Raw genomic sequence first — 19963 nt, 5'->3', positions numbered from 1 at the left:
CCTATGGAAGAACCCATGCGTTTTACGAGACCGATTTCGATTGCGACCTTTGGCGCCCTTTTGATTCTCGCTGGCTGCCAGGATGAGCAGACGCAGCAGGCGGGCTTTGCATTTCCGCCGCCGCAAGTGTCCGTCACGACCGTGAAGGCCGAGGACGTGCCGATCACCAACGACCTGCCGGGCCGCATTGCTGCGACCCGCACCGCCGAAGTCCGTCCGCGGGCGACCGGCATCATCATCGAGCGCATCTTCGAGCAGGGCTCGCAAGTCAAGGAAGGCGACGTGCTCTATCGCATCGATCCCGCCTCGTTCCAGGTGCAGGTCACGAGCGCCGAGGCGACGTTGCGCCGCGCCAAGGCCGTGCAGGCCCAAGCACGCACCACCGCTGACCGTCAGGAACAGCTGCGCAAGTCGAACGTCGCGTCTGCACAGGCCTATGACGATGCCGTCGCCCAGCTCGCGCAGGCCGATGCCGATGTCGCGATCGCCGAGGCCAGCCTTGCGACCGCCAAGCTCAATCTGGAATATACCGACGTGAAGGCGCCGATCAGCGGTCGCATCGGCCGCGCGCTCATCACCGAAGGCGCGCTGGTTTCGGCCAATGGCACGGAAAACCTTGCGACGATCCAGCAGCTCGATCCGGTCTATGCCGACTTCACTCAGTCGGCGACCGACCTGATGCGCCTGCGCAAGGCGCTCGAGGACGGCGACCTGATGGCCGAGAACAACTCCGCCGACGTCAAGCTGATGCTCGACGACGGTTCGGAGTACCCGCATCCGGGCAAGCTGTTGTTCTCCGAAGCCGCCGTCGACGAGACGACTGGCCAGGTGACGCTGCGCGGCGAGTTCCCGAACCCGGACGGCGATCTCCTGCCGGGCATGTATGTGCGCGTGCAGATCGTGCAGGGCCTGGAACGGAACGCGGTGCTCGTGCCGCAGCAGGCCGTTCAGCGTGACGCTTCGGGCAGCGCGCTGGTCTACGTGGTTTCCGCCGACAACAAGGCCGGCACCCGCAACGTTCGCGTCGGTCGTGCGGCCGGCACGCGCTGGGTCATTACGGACGGCCTGAAGGACGGCGAGAAGATCATCGTCGAAGGCTTCCAGAAGGTTCAGCCGGGCGGTGAAGTCGTGCCGGCCGAGTGGGACCCGAACGCGGTGGCCAAGGCTGCCGAGGGCGAGGCGGGTAAGACCGAAGGCGGTGAAGGTGCTGCCAAGACCGGTGAGGCCGACAAGGCAGCGGGCGGCGAGGGTGCTGCGAACACCGAACAGACCGAACAGGCGAAGTAAGGATCTGAACGATGCCCAGTTTTTTCATCGACAGGCCGATTTTCGCCTGGGTGGTCGCGATCTTCATCATGATCGCCGGCGCCATCGCCATTCCGCTTCTGCCGATTGCCCAGTACCCGGACGTCGCGCCGCCGCAAATCACGGTGTCGACCTCCTATTCCGGTGCATCCTCGCAGGACACCTATCAGAGCGTCACCAAGCTCATCGAAGATGAGCTGAACGGTGTCGAGGGCATGCTGTATTTCGAGTCGACCTCGGATGCCGCAGGGTCCGCGCAGATCAACATCACCTTCGCGCCCGGCACCGATCCGAGCCAGGCGTCGGTCGACGTGCAGAACCGCGTCAGCCGCGTCGAGCCGCGTCTTCCCGATGCGGTGCGTCGCCAGGGTGTGACGGTCGAAGAGGCCGGTTCCGGCTTCCTGCTGATCGTGGCACTGACCTCCACCGACGGCTCGATGGACGCCATCAGCCTCGGCGACTATGTCAACCGCAACATCCTCAGTGAAGTTCAGCGCGTGCCGGGCGTCGGCCGTGCGCAGCTGTTCGCCACGCAGCGTTCCATGCGCATCTGGCTCGATCCGGACAAGATGCTCGGCCTCAACCTGACGGCTGCGGACGTCAATGCCGCCATCCAGGCCCAGAATGCCCAGATCGCTGCCGGCAGCATCGGCGCACAGCCGAACCCGATCACCCAGCAGATCGCGGCTCCCGTCAACATCAAGGGCCAGCTGACAACGCCGGAAGAGTTCGGCGCCATCGTGCTGCGGGCCAATGCGGACGGCTCGGCCGTGCGGCTGCGTGACGTTGCCCGCGTCGAGGTGGGCGGCGAGAGCTATTCGTTCTCGACGCGCCTCAACGGCCAGCCTTCGGCCGCCGTTGCCGTGCAGCTTTCGCCGACCGGCAACGCCATGGCGACGTCCGAGGCGATCAAGGCGCGCATGGAGGAACTGTCGAAGTTCTTCCCGCCAGGCCTCGAATATTCGACGCCCTATGACACCTCGCCCTTCGTCAAGGTGTCGATCGAGAAGGTTCTGCACACGCTGCTCGAAGCCGTCGGCCTCGTGTTCCTCGTGATGTTCCTGTTCCTGCAGAACATCCGCTACACGATCATCCCGACGCTCGTCGTTCCCGTTGCCCTTCTCGGCACCTGTGCCGTCATGCTAGCCATGGGCTTCTCGATCAACGTGCTGACCATGTTCGCCATGGTTCTCGCCATCGGCATTCTCGTCGACGATGCGATCATCGTCGTGGAGAACGTCGAGCGCATCATGTCGGAAGAGGGCCTGCCTCCTAAGGAAGCGACCCGCAAGGCGATGAAGCAGATCACCGGTGCCGTCATCGGCATCACGCTGGTGCTTGCCTCGGTGTTCATCCCGATGGGCTTCTTCCCGGGTGCCGTCGGCGTCATCTACCAGCAGTTCTCGCTGACGATGGTCGTCTCGATCCTGTTCTCGGCCTTCCTGGCGCTGTCGCTGACGCCAGCGCTTGCCGGCAGCTTCCTGAAGCAGGTTCCCAAGGGGCACCATCACGTCAAGCGTGGCTTTTTCGGCTGGTTCAACCGCGGCTTCGACAAGACGTCGAAGAAGTATAGCGGCAGCGTCGACTGGCTGATCCGACGCGCCGGCCGGGTCATGGTGATCTACCTCGCCATCCTCGTCGGCCTCGGCTACCTGTTCATGAAACTGCCGTCCTCGTTCCTGCCGGACGAAGACCAGGGCTTCGCCATCGTCATGATGCAGCTTCCCTCCGAGGCAACGGGTCACCGTACGGACGAGGTGCTGTCACAGGTCGAGCACATCTTCGGCCAGGAACCGGCCGTGGAGACGATCGTCGGCATCAACGGCTTCTCGTTCTTCGGTTCGGGCCAGAACGCCGGTCTTGCCTTCGTGACACTGAAGGACTGGAGCGAGCGCGGGCCGGAAAACTCGGCGCAGGCGATTGCCGGGCGCGCCAGCATGGCGATGAGCCAGATCAAGGATGCGATCAGCTTCGCGCTGTCGCCGCCGCCGATCCAGGGTCTCGGCACGACGGGCGGTTTTTCGTTCCGTCTGCAGGATCGCGCCGGCCTCGGCCAGCAGGCGCTTTCGGCCGCAAGCGGCCAGCTTCTCGGCCTCGCGGCCCAGAGCAGCGTCGTGGCGGGCGTGCGCGTCGAAGGCATGCCGGATGCGGCGCAGGTCAATGTTCTCATCGACCGCGAGAAGGCCAACACCTTCGGCGTGACCTTTGCCGATATCAACTCGACCATCTCGACCAATCTCGGCTCGACCTATGTCAACGACTTCCCGAATGCCGGGCGCATGCAGCGCGTGACGGTCCAGGCGGACCAGAACGAACGCATGCAGGTGGCTGATCTGCTGAACCTCAATGTGCGTAACTCGAACGGTGGCATGGTGCCGATCTCGGCCTTTGCAACCGCGGAATGGACGATGGCGCCGACCCAGACGGTTGGCTACAACGGCTATCCGTCCGTTCGCTTCAGCGGCGATACGAAGCCGGGCTTCTCATCCGGTGATGCGATTGCCGAGATGCAGCGGTTGGCCGCCCAGCTGCCGCCGGGCTTCGGCTATGAGTGGACCGGCCAGTCGTTGCAGGAAATCCAGTCCGGTTCGCAGGCGCCGATCCTGGTCGGCCTTTCGATCCTCCTGGTGTTTCTGTGCCTTGCAGCACTCTATGAAAGCTGGTCGATCCCGTTCGCCGTCATCCTCGTCGTGCCGCTCGGCGTCATCGGTGCCGTGCTTGCGGTGACGATGCGCGACATGTCGAACGACGTGTACTTCAAGGTGGGCCTGATCGCGATCATCGGCCTGTCGGCGAAGAACGCGATCCTGATCATCGAGTTCGCCAAGGAACTGATGGAAGACGGCAAGTCGCTGATGGAGGCGACGATCGAGGCCTGCCACCTGCGCTTCCGGCCGATCCTGATGACCTCGCTCGCCTTCACGCTCGGCGTTCTGCCGCTCGCGATCGCGACGGGTGCAAGCTCGGGCAGCCAGCGCGCCATCGGTACTGGCGTGATGGGCGGCATGATCACCGCCACCGTGCTCGCCATCTTCTTCGTTCCGGTCTTCTTCGTCTTCGTGATGAAGCTGTTCGGCTACGGGAAAAAGAAAGAGGAGCCGGCTCCGGCGGCAAGCCCGGCGGAGTAGCCGCCATGCGCCGGACCAAGGCAGAGGCCAAGGAAACCCGCCAGCAGATCCTGCTGGCGGCCGAGCGGGTCTTCTACGAAAAGGGTGTCGCCCATGCCTCGATGGAGGATGTGGCGCGCGCCGCGGGGGTTACCCGCGGCGCCATCTACTGGCACTTCGCCAACCGGGCGGATCTGGTGCTGGAACTCTACAATTCGCTGCCCATGCCGCAGGAAGAGCTGATTGCCCGCGAGCTGGAAGCCGAGAATGCCGACGTTTTCGGCGTGCTCGAACGTGTGGGCCGGGAATGGCTCGACATGCTTGCGACGGACGAACACCGCCAGCGCATCCTCTCAATCCTTCTGCGCTGCGACAATACCGGTGAGTTTGCTGCCATCTCCGAGCGCCAGAACGACCTCGACGACGAACATATGCAGGCGCTGGAAGCAGCCTTCGCGAAGGCGCAGGGGCAGGGCAAGCTCGGCGGCGCATGGACGCCGCGGTCGGCCGCCTCGATGCTGCGTTGGGTTATCAAGGGGTTGTGCGCGGAATGGCTGCTGTTCGGCCGCCGGTTCGATATCGCCAGCGAAGGCAAGGACGCCTTGCGTCGCCTGTTCGCCACCTATGGGTCGCACGCGCCATCAACCTGATCCGCCGCGGAAGGCATTCAGGCGCAGGATCCACTCTTCACCGAGCTTCCAGCGCTTCAGCACGGAGACAGGATCTTCCGCATCAAGCCGCGAACAGATGCGGTAGATCTCCAGTACGTCCGGCGCCATCTCGCCGCGCTGGCAGAAATACATGGCTGCCGCATAGCGCGCGCGCCCGGACCATTCGGCGCCGGGCGGCAGGGCAATGATCTCCCAGTTGCGGCGGGTTTCCTCGTCCATGTTACGTCAGGCCGGGCGGTGTCGCCGTGCGGCGTGCGAGCTTGACGAAGGGCCGCGGCACGATCTTCGCGCGCTTCATCATCTTCTGGTATTTCAGCTCGCGCATCGCGTAAATCTCCACCCAGAGGTCATCGGTGAACTTCGATCCATAGGGCCGTTCGAGGCTGGCGATGGCGATGTTGCGCTTGGCCGTCGGCGACCAGATCGCGGCGGTGACGAGCCCCGCCTCGTGCTTTTTTCGATGGTAGACGATGGCATGCTCGGCGGGAATATTTCCTTCGATTTCAAGGCCGACGAGGATGTGCTTGAGAGTTTGATTCCGCCGCGCATCAAGGATCGCCCTGCGCCCGTTGAAGTTGGGCTTGTCCGGATCGACCAGCCAGTCGAGGCCGATTTCGTCCGGCATGCGCACGCGGAGGGCACGCAGCGAGCCTTCGGCCGTGACGAAATCCGCATTGGCGACGATGAAGCCGGCTTCGATGCGTGTCTGGTTCAACGCGCCATAGCCGATGGCGCGGATGGCGTGCGGCTGCCCGGCGGCCCACAAGCGATCCCACAGCGAGAGCGCCTTGGCGCGTTGCACGAAGAGTTCGTAGCCGAGGTCGCCGGTGAATCCGGTTCGTGAGATCGTCACGTCACTGCCCTCATGCGGGAAGGCGGCGATATCGAAGGGTTTCAGCTTTTCGACATCCGCAAAGCCCGCATCGCGCAGCACGGCGTAGCTGGTCGGCCCCTGCAAGGCGAGGCCTGCTATTTCCTCCGTTTCCTCGCGGATATCGACAGTGAAGCCGAAGGCGCTGTCGAGCAGCCAGGGGAGGTGCCGTTCCTGGCAGCAGAGGCGGAATTCCTGTGCGCCGAGGCGGAAGAGCGTACCGTCGTCCAGCACATGGCCATGGTCGTCGCACCAGGCGGTGTAATGAACGCGATTGACGCCCAGCTTCATGACGTCGCGCAGCGTCAGGCGGTTGAGGTAGCGCTCGGCATCCGGGCCGGCGATGCGGTACTTCACCATCGGCGAGATGTCGAAGAGCGCGGCGGTGGAGCGGATGGCGAAATATTCGAGCTCGCTGTCGAACAGCGAGTGGGGCGCCTTGTAGCCGGCCCAATTGTACCAGTCGTTGACTTCACTGAGTGCCATCAGTCGGTCGTGAAACGGCGTTTCCAGGCGTGGTGCGAGGATATGGTCACGGGCGGCGCGGCGCAGCTCAGCGGCGGATTTCGTCATGGCGTTCATAGCCTTGCTGCCGAAAGGATGTGGCGAGCCGCATTCCAGCCCGGCAGGCCGGAAATACCGCCGCCCGGATGCGCGCCAGCGCTGGCCAGATACAGGCCCTCGATCGGCGTCGTGTAGCCGGAGGCAGCACTTGTCGGCCGGTTGATGAGCAACTGATCGGCCTGCAATTCGCCATGATGCCAATGGCCGCCCGGCAGATTGTATTCCGCTTCGATGTCGACCGGCGTCATCAGGTTGGCCGCGACGACGGACGTGCCGATGCCGGGGGCGTGGCGCTCCAGCGTCTCCAGGATGATCTTGAGGAACGCCGGCTTGCCGGTCTCCCATCCCGCCTTGAGGCGATAGGGGGCGTATTGGACGAGCGCGGAAAGCGTGCAGCCGCCCGCGGGCGCAAGCGACGGGTCGGCAAGGCTCGGCAGGGTCACTTCCATCACCGGGTCGGAGGAGAATTCGCCGTACTTCGCCGGGTTGAAGGCGCGTTCGACCTGCTCCATCGATCGTACCAGCACGATACGGCCATGGCGGCTTTCTATCGGCAGGCCCTCGAAGGTCGGGATGCGATCCAGCGCGAGATCGAGCTTTGCGACATTGCCGTAGCTGCGCACGTTCTTGACCGAGCGCACGAAACCGGTACCGCTTTCGGCGGGATCTACGAGGCTGAGGAACGTCGTCTGCGGATGGATGGCCGAGACGACGATGGGGGCGGTGATCTCCGTGCCGTCGCGGGTGACGACGCCGCTCGTCCTGCCGCGATCGGCCAGGATGCGGCCGACTGGTGTGCCGCAGCGAATGGTGACGCCGGCCTTTTCCGCGGCGCGGACAAAGGCCGGCGCGACACTTGCCATGCCGCCGGACGGCACGAACTGGCCGCCGGTCTTTCCGGCGACCTCGCCTGTGAGGCGATAATAGAGGCCGAGCAGCGAGGTCGGCGAGCGGGGGCCGAGATGGATACCGAGCGTTGCGTCGAAGGCGAGCAGGCCCTTCAACCGGTCGTCGCTCAGATATTCGTCCGACACGTCAGCGACGTTCATCAGCAGCATGCGCAGGAAATCGCGGCCTTCGCTGCGGCCCTTGCGGATCAGCCCGAAGCCGGCGGCGGCGAATGTGGAGAGGTCGCCAAGCGAGATTGCGCCGATCTGCGGCGGCGGTCGGCGCAGGAAACGCTTCAGGATGCCGGCCTGGAAGATGAGTTTTTTGCGCAGGGCAACGAATGCGGCTTCTTCCTCCGCGGAGATACCGGCGATGCTTTCGCCATAGGCGCCGTGCAGCGTGATGGCCTTGCCGGAGCCATCGAGCACCGTCGTCGGCAGCAGCGTCCCCTCGCCGCTCAGGTCGAGGCCGATATCACGGGCGACGTCCGCATCGAGCCGGTTGACCAGATGCGCAAGACCGGCGGAGCGGAAGCCGGGGGCAAATTCGTGCCCGCGCGTTGCGCCGCCGGGCGCATGCGCCGCTTCCAGCACCAGCACCTTGCGGCCGCCCTTGGCGAGGCGGGCGGCGGCGGCGAGCCCGTTGTGGCCGGCGCCGATAACGATCGCATCAAATGACGTCATGGGCTTTGCTCATCTGTTCGGGGGTGCGCTTCAGGTCACGCAGGATTTCGGCGGCGGCGTTACGGCCGGGCGCGCCCATCACCCCGCCGCCCGGATGGGTGGAGGAGCCGCACATATAGAGGCCGTGGATTGGGCTGCGGTATTGCGCATAACCTGGCACCGGGCGGTTGAAGAGAAGCTGGTCGAAGGTGAGCTCGCCTTGAAAAATGTTGCCCTCGGTGAGGCCCACTTCGTTTTCGATCTCGCGCGGCGTGCGCACTTCCATATGCACGATGCGGTCGCGGAAGCCGGGTGAATAATCGGCGATCTGGCCGATGACGGTTTCGGCGAAGGCGTCGCGGTCGGCATCCGTCCAGTCGCGGCCCTCCACCTTGGGCGGGCAATATTGCACGAAGCAGCTCATGAAATGTTTGCCGGGCGAGGCCATGGTCGGGTCGAGCGTTGTCGGGATCACCATGTCGAGGAACGGGTCGGCCGACCATCGTCCGTCCTTCCAGTCGTCATAGGCGCGCTCCATGCGCTCGATGGAATCGGTGAAATGCATGTCGCCGCGCAGGCAGGAGGAGCCCTCCGGCAAAGCAGGGAATTCCGGCAGGCTGTCGAGCGCGATGTTCACCTTGCCGGAGGAGCCGCGCATCTTGAAGTGTTTGACCCGGTGTACGAAGTCGCCGGGCAGGGCGTCCTCGTCGACGAGTTTCAGGAAGGTGCGCTTCACGTCGGCATTGGAGACGACGAGGTCGGCGCGGATTTCATCACCATTCGCCAGCACGACACCGGTGGTTCGTCCGCCGCGGGTGAGAATTTTCGACACCTCGGCATCGGTGCGGATCGTGCCGCCCACCGCTTCGAAGGAGCGGGCAAGCGCCTGTGTCACCGCGCCCATACCGCCGCGCGCATAGCCCCAGGCGCCGACGGAGCCGTCCACTTCCCCCATATAGTGATGCAGCAGCACATAGGCCGTGCCGGGCGACATGGGACCGAGCGCCGTGCCGATGATGCCGGAGAGCGCCAGATAGGCCTTGATGACGTCGGTCTCGAAATATTCGTCGAGGAAATCGGAGATCGACATGGTCCAGAAGCGCAGCGTCTCGGCCATTTCGTGCGGGCTGAACTCGCCGAATTTCTTGGCGAGGTAGAGGAATTCCGAGAGGTCGCGCGGGCGGAAGCCGAACGGGTCCGGCGCGGTGCGCATGAGCAACGGTTGGATGAAGCGGCACTGGCGCGTCACGTCGCGGGCATAGCGCTCATAGGCTTCGGCGTCGCGTTTCGAGTAGCGAGCGAATTCGCGGCGATGGCTGTCGTGGTCGCGGTACGAGGCGAGATAATCGCCGTCGCGGGTGAAGACCGCGCCGCCCTCATAGGCGATGACCTGAAGGCCGTGTTTGGGCAGTTCGAGATCGCGCATGATCTCCGGCCGGAACAGCGAACAGACATAGGAACAGTTGGAATAGAGGAAGCCGGGGGTCAGTTCGCGGCTGGTCGCGGCGCCGCCGACCCAGCCGTTCTTTTCCACCACGACGACGTTCAGGCCGGCGCGCTGCAAATAACAGGCCGTGACCAGCCCGTTGTGGCCGCCACCGACGATCAGGGCATCGTACTTTTGCATTTTTGATGTCTCCCTTGTTTCTAAAAGCTGCATCAAAAGCAAAATGTTGTCCAGATATTCTGAATGATCATTCAGCAAGTATCTTGCAATCGCCTGATTATGCGCTAGAATTTCGACCTATGGACAAGCGCGCCGGTTCTGTGGCCGCTGGAGCAGGGATTGCCATGGTGGCAACAGACGAGGACGGCGCGGCGGCAGAGCCGGAATATGACGAGGCGGCGATCCGCTTCCTCGGCGTGTTGTGGGGCGAGGGCTATCTTTCGCCCGGCGGGCCGGCAGAGGTCGATCGTGTGCTGGCAGGGGTCGATCTTGGCGGGAAGCGTGTTCTCGATTTCGGCTGCGGCGCCGGCGGCATTACGCTCCATATCGCAAAGACCTACAGGTCGGCGGACATCGTCGGCTACGATGTCGAGCAGCCGGTGATCGACCGGGCGCGGGCGGCCGCCGTTGCGGCGGGGCTTTCCTCCATCGCGCAGTTCGTGTCGAGCCCGCCCGGACGCCTGCCGTTTGCCGATGAGCAATTCGACGTCGTGTTTTCCAAGGATGCGATGATCCATGTGTCGGACAAGCAGGCGCTCTTTGCCGAACTCTTCCGTGTGTTGAAACCCGGCGGCGTCTTCGCTGCATCCGACTGGCTGATCGGCCATGACGGTGAGCCGAGCCCCGATATGAAAGATTACATCGCCGCCGAGGGCCTGAGTTTCGGCATGGCATCCTCCCGCCGTTACCTGCGGGCCATGGCGGCGGCAGGCTTTGTCGATTGCACCGCCGAGAGCCGCAACGGCTGGTATCGCGAAGTGGCGCGCGGCGAGCTGGCACGCCTGAAAGGTCCGCTCCATGACGAGGCTGTCGCGGCTGTCGGCGCGGCCTATGTGGAGAAGAACATCCGCACCTGGACCGCCATGCAGAAGGTTCTTGACAGCGGGGAGCATTGTCCCACTCATCTGCGCGCAAACAAGCCGGCCGCGGGAGAACGCCTGTGACCGTGCTCATGAAAAATCCCAAAGGCAAGGTGACGGTGAAGATGCGGGCAGGCGGGGCTGAACAGGGCTCGGGCGACGGCGAGAAGCGGGGCCGCAAGGCCTCCAAGGAAACGCGGCGGCAGCAGCTCATCGAGGCGACGATCGATTCGCTTGCCAAGCGCGGTTATTCCGACACGACGCTCGCCGACGTGGCGGATGGCGCCGGCCTGTCGCGCGGCATCGTCAACTTCCATTTCGAGAGCAAGGAAAACCTGCTCATCGCCACGCTGCAATTCATGTCGGAAGAGTATGGCGATCACTGGAATTCGGCGCTGGAGAAAGCCGGGCCAAGCGTGGCGAGCCGAATATGGGCCGTCGTGCATGCCGATTTCGACCGTAAGATCTGCACCAAGCGCAAGCTTGCCGCCTGGTGCGCCTTCTGGGGCGAGGCGAAATCGCGGCCGACCTACCAGGCGCTGTGCGGCGCGCGCGACGTCAAATACCAGGAAACCGTGATTGCGCTCTGCGCCGAACTGAAGGCGGAGGGCAACTATGCCTATGAGCCGGAGCCGATGGCGCTGTCGCTTTGCGCCATGCTGGAAGGCCTTTGGCTGCGCCTGATGATGGGTGACGGCACGACGCGGGAAAAAGCGCTGGAGGCGGCGATCGCCTTCGTCGTCGCGGTTTTCCCCAACCATCTGACTTTGCAAGGACCAAAATCACAATAGGGAACCCGAAAACGGGGAAGGAGCACGGCATGAAGACGACAAACACGGCCAGGCGGCACACCACAGCGGCATTGGCCGCCTTCCTCGCCCTCGGAACCACGCTTCCCGCCTTCGCCGCCGATACGCTCACCGTCTTCGACTGGTCCGGTTACGAGGATCCCGCTTTCCACCCCAAGTATACGGAAAAACACGGCGGCTCGCCGGACTTCTCCTTCTTCGGTGACGAGGAAGAGGCGTTCCAGAAGCTGCGGTCCGGCTTCAAGGCCGATATCGCCCATCCCTGCGCGCAGAGCATCGTGAAATGGCGCGAGGCTGGGCTGTTGGAGCCGCTGGATACGTCGAAGCTGACATCCTGGAACGACATGCTGCCCAATTTCAAGGCGATGAAGAATCTGATGACGTCGGAAGACGGCACCGCATGGTTCCTTCCTTTCGAGTGGGGTAACACGGTACTCACCTACCGCACGGATACGGTGAAGCCGGAAGAAATCGCCTCGTTGAAAGCCTTCGCCGATCCGAAGTTCAAGGACCGCGTGTCGATCGGCGACAATGTCGACGATGCCTATGCGCTGGCGGGCCTCGCCATCGGCCTCAAGGACTTGACGGCGATGACGGACGCGCAGTTCCAGGAGGCTTCCGCCTTCCTGCGCGAGGTGCACAAGAACGTGCGGCTTTACTGGACCGACAATACGGATCTCAGTCAGGCGCTCGCCAGTGGCGAAGTCGATCTCGCCTGGGCCTGGAACGAGACCGCGACCACGTTGCAGGCGGAAAGCCAGCCGGTCGCTATCAAGAAGGACACGAAGGAGGGGCTATCCACCTGGGTTTGCGGCTACTCGCGGCTCAAGGGGGCCGAAGGCAGCCCCGATCTTGCCTATGACTATCTGAACGCCGTCACCGACCCTGCCGTCGCCGCCTACATGGTCGAGAGTTGGGGATATGGCCATTCCAACGCCAAGGGCATGGCCGCCGTCGATCCGAAAATTCTCCAGGACAAGGGCTATGCGGATGTCGACGCCTTCGTCGCCAACACGCTGTTCCAGGCACCGATTCCGACCGATCTTCGGCAGAAGATGATCGCCGAGTTCGAGAAGATCAAATCGGGCTATTGAGGGCTTTTGTTCGCCCCTGCCATGGATCCATGTTTCCCGCTCGCGGAACGACCCGCGAGCGTTTTGCGTTGAGTCCGGTTCAGTATCGCGTGAGGTATTGTGTCATGGACCCGAAACGCTGGAGTAAACCGATCACCTTCGAGACGCCGAATCTTGGCCAGTACAGAACGATAGTCAGCACGCAGGAGGCGGTGCGGGCGCTGGTGAACGACTGGCCTCTCCAGAAGGGGCGGCAACTCAAGGCGGCGCGAAAGACCTGCGCAGCCGTACTTGACGGCAAGAAGCCTCCGTCCGAGGCGCGAAACGCCTTCATCGCCGCCGCCGTCGAGGCTGACGTTTTCGTGCGCGAAAAGTAGACTTTCGATTACACCCGCGAAACCGGCGGATCCTCCGCCAGAAGCACGAAGGCATCCGGATCGTAGGCGAGGCGGATTTCTGCGCCGACAGGCAGGTCGTCCGCGCCAAAATTGTTCGTCTCGACCATGGAGAGCGGCTGTTCCAGCCCATCGATGCCGACCGTCAGGTGGGTGACCTCGCCGAAATAGGCACGGTTCTCGATGCGGCCGGTGAGTTCGTGCGGAGCACGGTCGTCGTCCCAGAGGAGGCGCAGGCGTTCCGGGCGGATGCCGACGGTGACGTGGCCGCTGGCGGCGGCAAAGCCCTGCGGCTTGACGAGATTGACGGCGCCAAAGCGGGCGGCATCGACGGAGACCGCATTGGCCTGTTCGCCGAGCACCTTGGCGTTCAAAAAGTTCATGCCGCCGAGAAAGTCCGCGACCTTGCGGGTGCGCGGGCGCTGGTAGATTTCCTTGGGGCTGGCGATCTGGGCGATGCGGCCACCGAACATGACGGCGATGCGGTCGGAAAGCGCCAGGGCCTCGTACTGGTCGTGCGTGACGAGGATAAAGGTGATGCCGACGGCCTTTTGAAGCGTGCGCAGTTCCACCTGCATTTCCTCGCGCAGCTTCTTGTCGAGCGCGGAAAGCGGCTCGTCGAGCAGCAGCACCTTTGGGCGCATGACGAGGGCACGGGCGAGCGCCACGCGCTGGCGCTGGCCGCCGGAGAGTTCATGCGCCTTGCGCTGGCCGAGGCCTGACAGGCGCACCATATCGAGCGCATCGCCGACGCGCTTCTTCTCTTCCTCGGGTGAAAGCTTGAGCCGCTTCAGGCCGTAGGCGACGTTTTCCGCCACGTCGAGATGCGGGAAGATGGCGTAGCTCTGGAACACCATGTTGGTCGGCCGCTTGTTCGGCGGCAGCGCCAGCGACGGCACGCCGTCGATGTAGATTTCGCCGGCCGTCGGTGTTTCGAAGCCGGCGATCGAGCGCAGCAGTGTGGTCTTGCCGCAGCCGGACGGGCCGAGCAGCGAGAAGAACTCGCCTTCGCCGATCGACAGCGACACGTCGTCGAGCGCCATGTAGATGCCGTAGAATTTCGACACCTTTTCGATCTGGATCATCGCGCGGTCGGACATGGATGGCTCCTAGGGCAGCATGTGCGCCATCTGCGTGCGGCGTTCCGTGCGGCGGCGCAGGATTTCGGCGAGGGTCAGCATGAGGATGGAGGCGACGAGCATGATGGTGCCGAGCGCCAGCACGCCCGGCAGTTTGGCGGCAAAGCGCAGCTGGCCCCAGATGTAGACCGGCAGCGTCGGTTCGGTGCCGGAGAGGAAGAAGGCGAGGATGAATTCGTCGAGCGAGATGGTGAAGGTGACGAGCAGGCTGGAGACGATGGCGGGCGCCACCACTGGCAGCGTCACGCGCCGGAAGGTGCCGATGGCGGTTTCGCCGAGATCGTAGGAGGCTTCCTCCAGGCTGCGGTCGAAGCCCTCGAAGCCGGAGACCAGCACCGACATGGCATAGGGCACGCAGAACACCGTCTGGCCAAGGATGACGGTGAAGAGCGACAGTTCGACGCCCATTGCCAGCACGATCATCAGAAGCGAGACGGCGACGATGATTTCCGGCAGGAAAAGCGGCGCCATGATGAAGCCCGTTGCCGCGCGCTGGCCGCGAAAACGGTAACGCGTGATCGCGCGGGCAGCACAGATGCCGAGGATGGTCGACAGCAGCGAGACCGAGATGCCGACGATCAGGCTGTTCCAAGCAGCCTCCATCATCACCGAATTGCCGGCAAGCGTGCCGTACCACTTAGTCGTGAAGCCGGCGAGCGGGAAAGTGGTGGTCGCCGCGTTGTTGAAGGAGAAGACCGGCAACAGCAGGATCGGCAGGTAGAGGAACAGGAAATAGACCGCGACATAGACCGGCAGCCAGGGAATGAAGCGCAGCCGCTGCGTGAAGAGGGTCATTTGATCCTCCGCACGGTGAATTTCAGGGCGAGAACCACGGCTGCTGCTGCGAGCGACACGAGGATCATCGTGGTGACCGAGAGAGCCGCGCCCAGCGGCCAGTTCGCGCCCTTGCCGAACTGCGCCTGGATGGCGGTGGCGATCATCACGCCGTCCTTGCCGCCGACGAGGCGCGGCGTCACGTAGTCGCCGACCGTCGGGATCATCACGATCAGGAAGGCCGAGATGACGCCCGGCAGCGACAACGGCAGGGTGACGCGGAAGAAGGCGCGCACGCGGCTGTCGCCAAGGTCGCGCGCCGCTTCGATCAGGGTGCGGTCGACCTTCTGCAGAGACACATAGATCGGCAGGATGGCGAAGGCCGCCCAACTGTGCACCAGCGTGATGACGACGGCATTGGAATTGTAGAGCAGCGAGGTGACCGGCTTGTCGATGAGGCCCATCGAGATGAGGCCGGTGTTCATGACGCCGCCATAACCGAGAATGATCTTCCACGACATGACGCGCAGCAGGTAGCTCGTCCAGCAGGGCACGGTGACGAGAAAGAGCCAGAGGTTCTTGTGCACGCCGCCATGGAAGGAAATAAACCAGGCGACGGGGTAGGAGAAGACGACGGTGACGATGCTGACCGTCAAGGATATCCACAGAGAGCGGACGAAGAGGTCGCGGTAGATCGGCTCGGTGAGGGCCTGTCGGTAGTTTTCCAGCGTGAAGGTGCGGTCGATGTCGAGATAGTTCTGTGTCCAGAAACTGTAGGCGATGACGATGAGGACCGGGAGAAAAAGCAGCGCCAGCGCGTAGAGGAAGGTCGGCGATACCATGGCGAGGCCGCGGGCCTCTTCGCTCCGCATCCAGGCCCGGCGCCTGGGCGGAGAGGGCGTTTCAGCAACCGCGCCGAACGCCGCCGCCGTCATCGGGCAGAACTCCGGTCGTGGCAACATTCATAGAGTGTGAGGCTTCCCATTCCCATGTGTGCGCCTTTTCGGCTTGAGGAGGGCCGCTGTCGGGGCCTCTCGTGTTCCCTGGCAGCAACATGCGCCCAAATCCCCGTTGAAATCAAGCCCTGTTTCTGCAATATTGATTGAACGAACATTCAATATGATCGGGAAATGTAAAATCTTTCATATTGTTGATCGCAGATTTTCTTTGGTTAATAATCAATGGAGCGGGAGATGGCGGCAATTCCGAAGACGGCGAACGAAGGCATGCGTCCCGAAGAGCCGGCCGGCGACGAGGTCACCCGGCTTGCCGAGCGCCATCTGGTGCAGCCCTGGCCGGTTTCCGGCTCCATCGGTGCGGAGGCGCGTGGGCGGATCGAATCCGGGGAGGGCATCTATGTGACCGATGCTGCCGGCCGGAAACTGATCGACGGCCCTGCCGGCATGTGGTGCGTCAATGCCGGCCATCGCAACAAGGAACTGGCCGACGTCATGGCATCGCAGGCCATGGAGCTTTCCTACAATTCGCCCTGGTACACGACGAACACGCCCTCTGCGGTGCTTTCGGCGCGATTGGCGGAGCATGCACCTGACGGTGTCGATCATGTCTTCTACACGACAGGCGGTTCTTCGGCGGTTGAGACGGCGCTGCGCTTCATGCAATTCGCCAACAATGTGAAGGGGCGGCCGGAGAAGAAGCTGATCGTGTCCCGGCAGGGCGGCTATCACGGCTCGACCTATCTATCCGCCTCGCTCAACGGCCGGCCGCGCGATCATGACTGGATGGACAGCGCGTCCGACCTCGTGGTGAAGCTTTCCTGCCCGAACCCCTTCCGCCGGCCGGAGGGCATGAGCGTCGAGGCCTTCTGCGATTTCCTCGTCGAGGAGTTCCGGCAGGTCATCGAGGAGAGGGGCGCGGACAGGCTCGGCGCCTTTATCGCCGAGCCGATCATGGCTTCCGGCGGTGTCATCGTGCCGCCGCCCGGTTACCTGAAACGCATGCACGCGCTCTGCCGTGCCAACGACATCCTGTTCATCGCCGACGAGGTGGTGACGGCCTTCGGGCGGCTCGGCCATGTCTTCGCCTCGAAGGATGTGTTCGACATCGAGCCGGACATGATCACCTTCGCCAAGGGCGTCACGTCGGGTTATTTTCCGCTCGGCGGCGTGATGATCGCCGGACGGCTTTTCGAGGAGCTACGCCGCTCGAACCACTCGGAAGCCATGTTCGCGCATGGGCTCACCTATTCCAGCCATCCAGTCGGCTGCGCCGTGGCGCTGAAGAACCTCGATATTCTCGAAGGCGGGCTTCTCGAGCACACGCGGGCGGTGTCTGACCACTTCCAGAGAGGCCTGAAGGCGCTGGAGGATCTGCCGCTGGTCGGCGAGGTGCGCGGCCTCGGGCTGATGGCCTGCGTGGAATGCGTTGCCGACCGCGCCAGCAACAACCCTTTGACGCTCGACCTCGAAGTCGGCAAGCGCATCGACAAACATTGCCAGGAACTCGGCCTCCTGGTGCGCCCGCTCATTAACATGTGCGTGATGTCGCCACCGCTCACCATCTCGCTTGCACAGATCGACGACATGACGGCGATCCTGCGCCGCGGCATCGAACTCACCATGGACGACCTTGTTCGGGAAGGGCTCTGGCGGGGCTAAGTCTTTCAAAAGGCTTGTTTGGAGCGACCATTCCCCGGTCCAAACATGTTGAGGCCCGCGTAAGCGGGCCTCTTTTTATGCGCCTGTATTTACGCCGTTGGCGTGAGGCGGCCGGGCGGTCTGCGCCAGCGTGTCGCCGCAGCAAAAGCTTGCGCAGACGCGGCGCATGATGGCATTAGGGCACCATTCTTCGGAGAATGGACATGAGCAAAGACAGAACAGCAGGACGGCCGTGGAGGAGACTGGCCCTTATCGCATCGCTTTTTGCGTGGGCGCCGCTTGCCGCCGCGATACCGGCCCATGCTACGCCTGTTCTCGTCGTCGATGCCGACAGCCGTCAGGTGCTTTACCAGGAAGACGCCGGCGCGCCCTGGTATCCGGCCTCCACGACCAAGCTGATGACGGCGCTCGTCGTGTTCGAGGCGCTGAAAGCCGGTGAAGTGACCATGTCGACACCGGTAGTGATGACCCGCAATGCGACAAAGCAGGCGTTTCTGGAATCCGGCCTGACGCTTGGGCGGACGATGACGCTCGAAGACGCGCTCTATGCCGTGATCACCGCATCGGCCAATGACGTTGCCGTCGCCCTTGCCGAAGCCGTTGCGACCGACGAGGCAACCTTCGTTGCCCGGATGAACAAGACGGCGGCGCGCCTTGGCCTCACCGGCACCCATTATTCCAATCCGAACGGCCTGTTCGACAAGACGAATTATACGACCGCGCGCGATCTCGCGATCCTCGGCATGGAAGTCGATCAGGTATTTCCCGGATACCGGCGCTTCTTCCAGGCGTCTGCCGTGACGATCGATGGCAAGGAGATCAAGTCCAACAATCTGCTCCTGACCCGCTTCAGCGGCACGATCGGCATGAAGACGGGTTTCATCTGCGCGTCGGGGCGAAACATCGTCGGGCTGGCGACGCGCAACGGACGGCGCATGATGGTGGTCGTGCTTGGTGCGACGACGGAGCGCGAGCGCAACGAGCGCTCTGCACAGTATCTGACGCAGGCATTCGATGGCCGCCTGCCAACCGGTGCCGGGCCTGTCGAGGGCCTGCAGAATCAAACCGGCGTGGCGCCGGAAGACATGCGCATCCGTCTCTGCACCGACAAGAGTGCTGCCTATGAGGCCAGCCGCGATGCGCTTTATCCGATGGGCCTGCCGGGGCAGGAAACCTATCTGAAGGACCGGATAACCGAACAGGTCCACACCATCGCCACCTGGCCCACCGAGCTTCTCGAAGACGTGCCGCTGCCGAAGTCGCGGCCCTCCTAAAGCCTATCCCTGGTTTTTCAGGTCGGCATTGGTTTCCGCCATCGCCTTTTCCTCTGGCGCGTCCTTCAGAGTCGTCACCGGCAGCACCTTGCGCAGGTGATCGTGATGGGTGCGCACGCCATATTCGAGGTCGGAGAGGTAGAAGCCGGCAAAGGCGTTTGAGGTCATGGCCTCGTTCGACCAGACGGTGAGCTGCACGTCCTCGGCCTGGGTATCGCGATCGATACGGAAGGCGAGGTAGCGGGCGAGACGATGCGCACGATCCTCCGCGCGGTAGCGATAGATGCCGCCGCGCAGCATCGTCCTGCCGACAGCCACCGGGAATTCCTGGTAGAATTGCACGGTCTCCGGCGTGACCGCGATGACGCAGTTCGGGAAGAGGCCGAAATAGATCCAGGCCTTGCGCAGCTGTTCTGGCAGGTGCGTGTTCTCCGGCGATATCTTCACATAGTTGCGCACGCTCCAACGGCGACCGGCATGGGGATTGTAGGTCGCGAAGGAGCGGCAAAGTCCATTGACGAAGGGCTCGTCGTAGTAGGTGGAGCCGTAGAGGTCCTGCAAAGCCGGATGGGCCATGGCGACGTGGTAACCCTCGTTGTCGACGTCGCGCACCGACTTCCAGTTGACCGGCGTTTCCTGCGTCCAGATCGTGCCGGCCGGCGCCATCTCCTCGGAGCGGTAATGGGAAAGCTCCTGCTCGAAGGGTTTCATCAGCGCGGCGACGGAGGGCTGCGGGCCGGGCGCAAAGCGGACAAAGACAAAACCCTGCCAGATCTCGCATTCGAGCGATTTCAGCGCGAATTCATTCTTGTCGAGCGGCGGGAAGCTGCGGGGGCGGGCGGCACCGCGCAGCGTGCCGTCGAGATTGTAGACCCAGCCGTGGAAGGGACAGACCAGCGCGTTGCGGCAGGTTCCCTTGTCGTCGGCGACGAGGCGGGAGCCGCGATGGCGGCAGATATTGTGGAAGGCACGGACCTCGCCATCCTGTCCTCGTAGAATGAGCGCGCGTTCGCCGACGACATCCATGGTGAGGTAGTTGCCGGGCTCGGGAATGTCGGAGACGTGGCAGGCGATCTGCCAGTGCTCGCGGAAGACATGCTGCTTTTCGAGCTCCAGCAGGGCGGGGCTGTGATAGCACCAGCCCGGAAGTCCGCTCCTGTCCCAGTCGTTCGGAACGCTGATATCGCGGATCATCTCGTTCATGGTGCTCCCCTTATTTTGCTGAACGTTCATTCAATATAAGCACGATTTCCGTGCAAAAGGAATAGCTTGAGAAAAAACGCTGCT

Annotated in this window: 17 protein-coding genes; 9 read left to right on the top strand and 8 right to left on the bottom strand. The window is 63.3% G+C overall.

Annotated features, from left to right (window positions below; all coding sequences use genetic code 11):
* The first annotated feature begins 15 nt into the window (after positions 1-15).
* From GR138_RS01680 to GR138_RS01670, 3 genes are read left to right on the top strand one after another with little or no spacing between them, the layout of a single operon-like run.
* Positions 16-1287: an efflux RND transporter periplasmic adaptor subunit gene (locus GR138_RS01680; protein WP_476749636.1), complete on the top strand. Its 1272-nt coding sequence runs from the start codon at positions 16-18 to the stop codon at positions 1285-1287.
* A gap of 11 nt (positions 1288-1298) precedes the next feature.
* The gene (locus tag GR138_RS01675) at positions 1299-4433 is read left to right on the top strand and encodes an efflux RND transporter permease subunit (protein WP_160856872.1); all 3135 of its coding nucleotides are present in this window, start codon (positions 1299-1301) and stop codon (positions 4431-4433) included.
* 5 nt (positions 4434-4438) lie between these two features.
* Positions 4439-5062 (top strand): TetR family transcriptional regulator, encoded by a 624-nt coding sequence (locus tag GR138_RS01670; RefSeq protein WP_160856871.1) that lies wholly within the window; start codon positions 4439-4441, stop codon positions 5060-5062.
* Here the strand turns inward: GR138_RS01670 and GR138_RS01665 are convergent.
* The 4 genes from GR138_RS01665 to GR138_RS01650 are packed head-to-tail and all read right to left on the bottom strand — an operon-like array spanning position 5054 to position 9695.
* A complete protein-coding gene (locus tag GR138_RS01665) occupies positions 5054-5302 on the bottom strand; it encodes an aminopeptidase (RefSeq protein WP_160856870.1) in 249 nt (82 codons plus the stop codon). The two genes, GR138_RS01670 and GR138_RS01665, sit on opposite strands and share 9 nt — an antisense overlap.
* A 1-nt stretch (position 5303) precedes the next feature.
* A complete protein-coding gene (locus GR138_RS01660; protein ID WP_202402467.1) occupies positions 5304-6527 on the bottom strand; it encodes an aminomethyl transferase family protein in 1224 nt (407 codons plus the stop codon).
* A gap of 5 nt (positions 6528-6532) precedes the next feature.
* The gene (locus GR138_RS01655; protein ID WP_160856868.1) at positions 6533-8089 is read right to left on the bottom strand and encodes a phytoene desaturase family protein; all 1557 of its coding nucleotides are present in this window, start codon (positions 8087-8089) and stop codon (positions 6533-6535) included.
* The gene (locus tag GR138_RS01650) at positions 8076-9695 is read right to left on the bottom strand and encodes a phytoene desaturase family protein (protein ID WP_160856867.1); all 1620 of its coding nucleotides are present in this window, start codon (positions 9693-9695) and stop codon (positions 8076-8078) included. The genes GR138_RS01655 and GR138_RS01650 overlap by 14 nt, the downstream gene beginning before the upstream one ends.
* A 164-nt stretch (positions 9696-9859) precedes the next feature.
* Here GR138_RS01650 and GR138_RS01645 point away from each other — a divergent pair, with 164 nt between their 5' ends.
* From GR138_RS01645 to GR138_RS01630, 4 genes are all read left to right on the top strand, one after another.
* On the top strand, positions 9860-10678 hold the full coding sequence (locus GR138_RS01645) for a methyltransferase domain-containing protein (RefSeq protein WP_160856866.1): 819 nt from the start codon (positions 9860-9862) through the stop codon (positions 10676-10678).
* A gap of 41 nt (positions 10679-10719) precedes the next feature.
* Entirely contained in the window at positions 10720-11385 is a 666-nt protein-coding gene (locus GR138_RS01640; protein ID WP_160857395.1) for a TetR family transcriptional regulator C-terminal domain-containing protein, read from the top strand.
* A 29-nt stretch (positions 11386-11414) separates the two neighbouring features.
* On the top strand, positions 11415-12497 hold the full coding sequence (locus GR138_RS01635) for an ABC transporter substrate-binding protein (RefSeq protein WP_160856865.1): 1083 nt from the start codon (positions 11415-11417) through the stop codon (positions 12495-12497).
* A 104-nt stretch (positions 12498-12601) separates the two neighbouring features.
* Entirely contained in the window at positions 12602-12853 is a 252-nt protein-coding gene (locus GR138_RS01630) for a DUF982 domain-containing protein (protein ID WP_160856864.1), read from the top strand.
* A gap of 8 nt (positions 12854-12861) precedes the next feature.
* Here GR138_RS01630 and GR138_RS01625 read toward each other — a convergent pair whose 3' ends face one another.
* From GR138_RS01625 to GR138_RS01615, 3 genes are read right to left on the bottom strand one after another with little or no spacing between them, the layout of a single operon-like run.
* Complete coding sequence (locus GR138_RS01625) at positions 12862-13956, bottom strand: ABC transporter ATP-binding protein (protein ID WP_160857394.1); 1095 nt, start codon at positions 13954-13956, stop codon at positions 12862-12864.
* A gap of 24 nt (positions 13957-13980) precedes the next feature.
* Positions 13981-14805, bottom strand: a complete 825-nt coding sequence (locus tag GR138_RS01620; protein ID WP_160856863.1) for an ABC transporter permease — start codon at positions 14803-14805, stop codon at positions 13981-13983.
* Positions 14802-15719 (bottom strand): ABC transporter permease, encoded by a 918-nt coding sequence (locus tag GR138_RS01615; RefSeq protein ID WP_160856862.1) that lies wholly within the window; start codon positions 15717-15719, stop codon positions 14802-14804. Before GR138_RS01615 ends, GR138_RS01620 begins: the two co-directional genes overlap by 4 nt.
* 291 nt (positions 15720-16010) lie before the next feature.
* Here GR138_RS01615 and GR138_RS01610 point away from each other — a divergent pair, with 291 nt between their 5' ends.
* Positions 16011-17402 (top strand): aminotransferase, encoded by a 1392-nt coding sequence (locus GR138_RS01610; RefSeq protein ID WP_160857393.1) that lies wholly within the window; start codon positions 16011-16013, stop codon positions 17400-17402.
* Between the two features lie 203 nt (positions 17403-17605).
* A complete protein-coding gene (locus GR138_RS01605) occupies positions 17606-18676 on the top strand; it encodes a D-alanyl-D-alanine carboxypeptidase family protein (protein ID WP_160856861.1) in 1071 nt (356 codons plus the stop codon).
* Between the two features lie 3 nt (positions 18677-18679).
* On the opposite strand, the gene GR138_RS01600 is transcribed toward GR138_RS01605, so the two are convergent.
* The gene (locus tag GR138_RS01600) at positions 18680-19879 is read right to left on the bottom strand and encodes an aromatic ring-hydroxylating oxygenase subunit alpha (protein ID WP_160856860.1); all 1200 of its coding nucleotides are present in this window, start codon (positions 19877-19879) and stop codon (positions 18680-18682) included.
* Between the last annotated feature and the right edge of the window lie 84 nt (positions 19880-19963).

The sequence above is a fragment of the Shinella kummerowiae genome (genome assembly GCF_009827055.1).
Lineage (GTDB): Bacteria > Pseudomonadota > Alphaproteobacteria > Rhizobiales > Rhizobiaceae > Shinella > Shinella kummerowiae.
Note: the sequence above shows the minus strand (reverse complement) of the source record. Positions and strands in the feature narration are given on the sequence as shown.

What these genes read in the sequence shown, in the direction of transcription:
- GR138_RS01680 (WP_476749636.1), top strand. Translation starts at nt 16, where the DNA reads ATGCGTTTTACGAGACCGATTTCGATTGCGACCTTTGGCGCCCTTTTG.
- GR138_RS01675 (WP_160856872.1), top strand. Translation starts at nt 1,299, where the DNA reads ATGCCCAGTTTTTTCATCGACAGGCCGATTTTCGCCTGGGTGGTCGCG.
- GR138_RS01670 (WP_160856871.1), top strand. Translation starts at nt 4,439, where the DNA reads ATGCGCCGGACCAAGGCAGAGGCCAAGGAAACCCGCCAGCAGATCCTG.
- GR138_RS01665 (WP_160856870.1), bottom strand. Translation starts at nt 5,302, where the DNA reads ATGGACGAGGAAACCCGCCGCAACTGGGAGATCATTGCCCTGCCGCCC.
- GR138_RS01660 (WP_202402467.1), bottom strand. Translation starts at nt 6,527, where the DNA reads ATGACGAAATCCGCCGCTGAGCTGCGCCGCGCCGCCCGTGACCATATC.
- GR138_RS01655 (WP_160856868.1), bottom strand. Translation starts at nt 8,089, where the DNA reads ATGACGTCATTTGATGCGATCGTTATCGGCGCCGGCCACAACGGGCTC.
- GR138_RS01650 (WP_160856867.1), bottom strand. Translation starts at nt 9,695, where the DNA reads ATGCAAAAGTACGATGCCCTGATCGTCGGTGGCGGCCACAACGGGCTG.
- GR138_RS01645 (WP_160856866.1), top strand. Translation starts at nt 9,860, where the DNA reads ATGGTGGCAACAGACGAGGACGGCGCGGCGGCAGAGCCGGAATATGAC.
- GR138_RS01640 (WP_160857395.1), top strand. Translation starts at nt 10,720, where the DNA reads ATGCGGGCAGGCGGGGCTGAACAGGGCTCGGGCGACGGCGAGAAGCGG.
- GR138_RS01635 (WP_160856865.1), top strand. Translation starts at nt 11,415, where the DNA reads ATGAAGACGACAAACACGGCCAGGCGGCACACCACAGCGGCATTGGCC.
- GR138_RS01630 (WP_160856864.1), top strand. Translation starts at nt 12,602, where the DNA reads ATGGACCCGAAACGCTGGAGTAAACCGATCACCTTCGAGACGCCGAAT.
- GR138_RS01625 (WP_160857394.1), bottom strand. Translation starts at nt 13,956, where the DNA reads ATGATCCAGATCGAAAAGGTGTCGAAATTCTACGGCATCTACATGGCG.
- GR138_RS01620 (WP_160856863.1), bottom strand. Translation starts at nt 14,805, where the DNA reads ATGACCCTCTTCACGCAGCGGCTGCGCTTCATTCCCTGGCTGCCGGTC.
- GR138_RS01615 (WP_160856862.1), bottom strand. Translation starts at nt 15,719, where the DNA reads ATGACGGCGGCGGCGTTCGGCGCGGTTGCTGAAACGCCCTCTCCGCCC.
- GR138_RS01610 (WP_160857393.1), top strand. Translation starts at nt 16,011, where the DNA reads ATGCGTCCCGAAGAGCCGGCCGGCGACGAGGTCACCCGGCTTGCCGAG.
- GR138_RS01605 (WP_160856861.1), top strand. Translation starts at nt 17,606, where the DNA reads ATGAGCAAAGACAGAACAGCAGGACGGCCGTGGAGGAGACTGGCCCTT.
- GR138_RS01600 (WP_160856860.1), bottom strand. Translation starts at nt 19,879, where the DNA reads ATGAACGAGATGATCCGCGATATCAGCGTTCCGAACGACTGGGACAGG.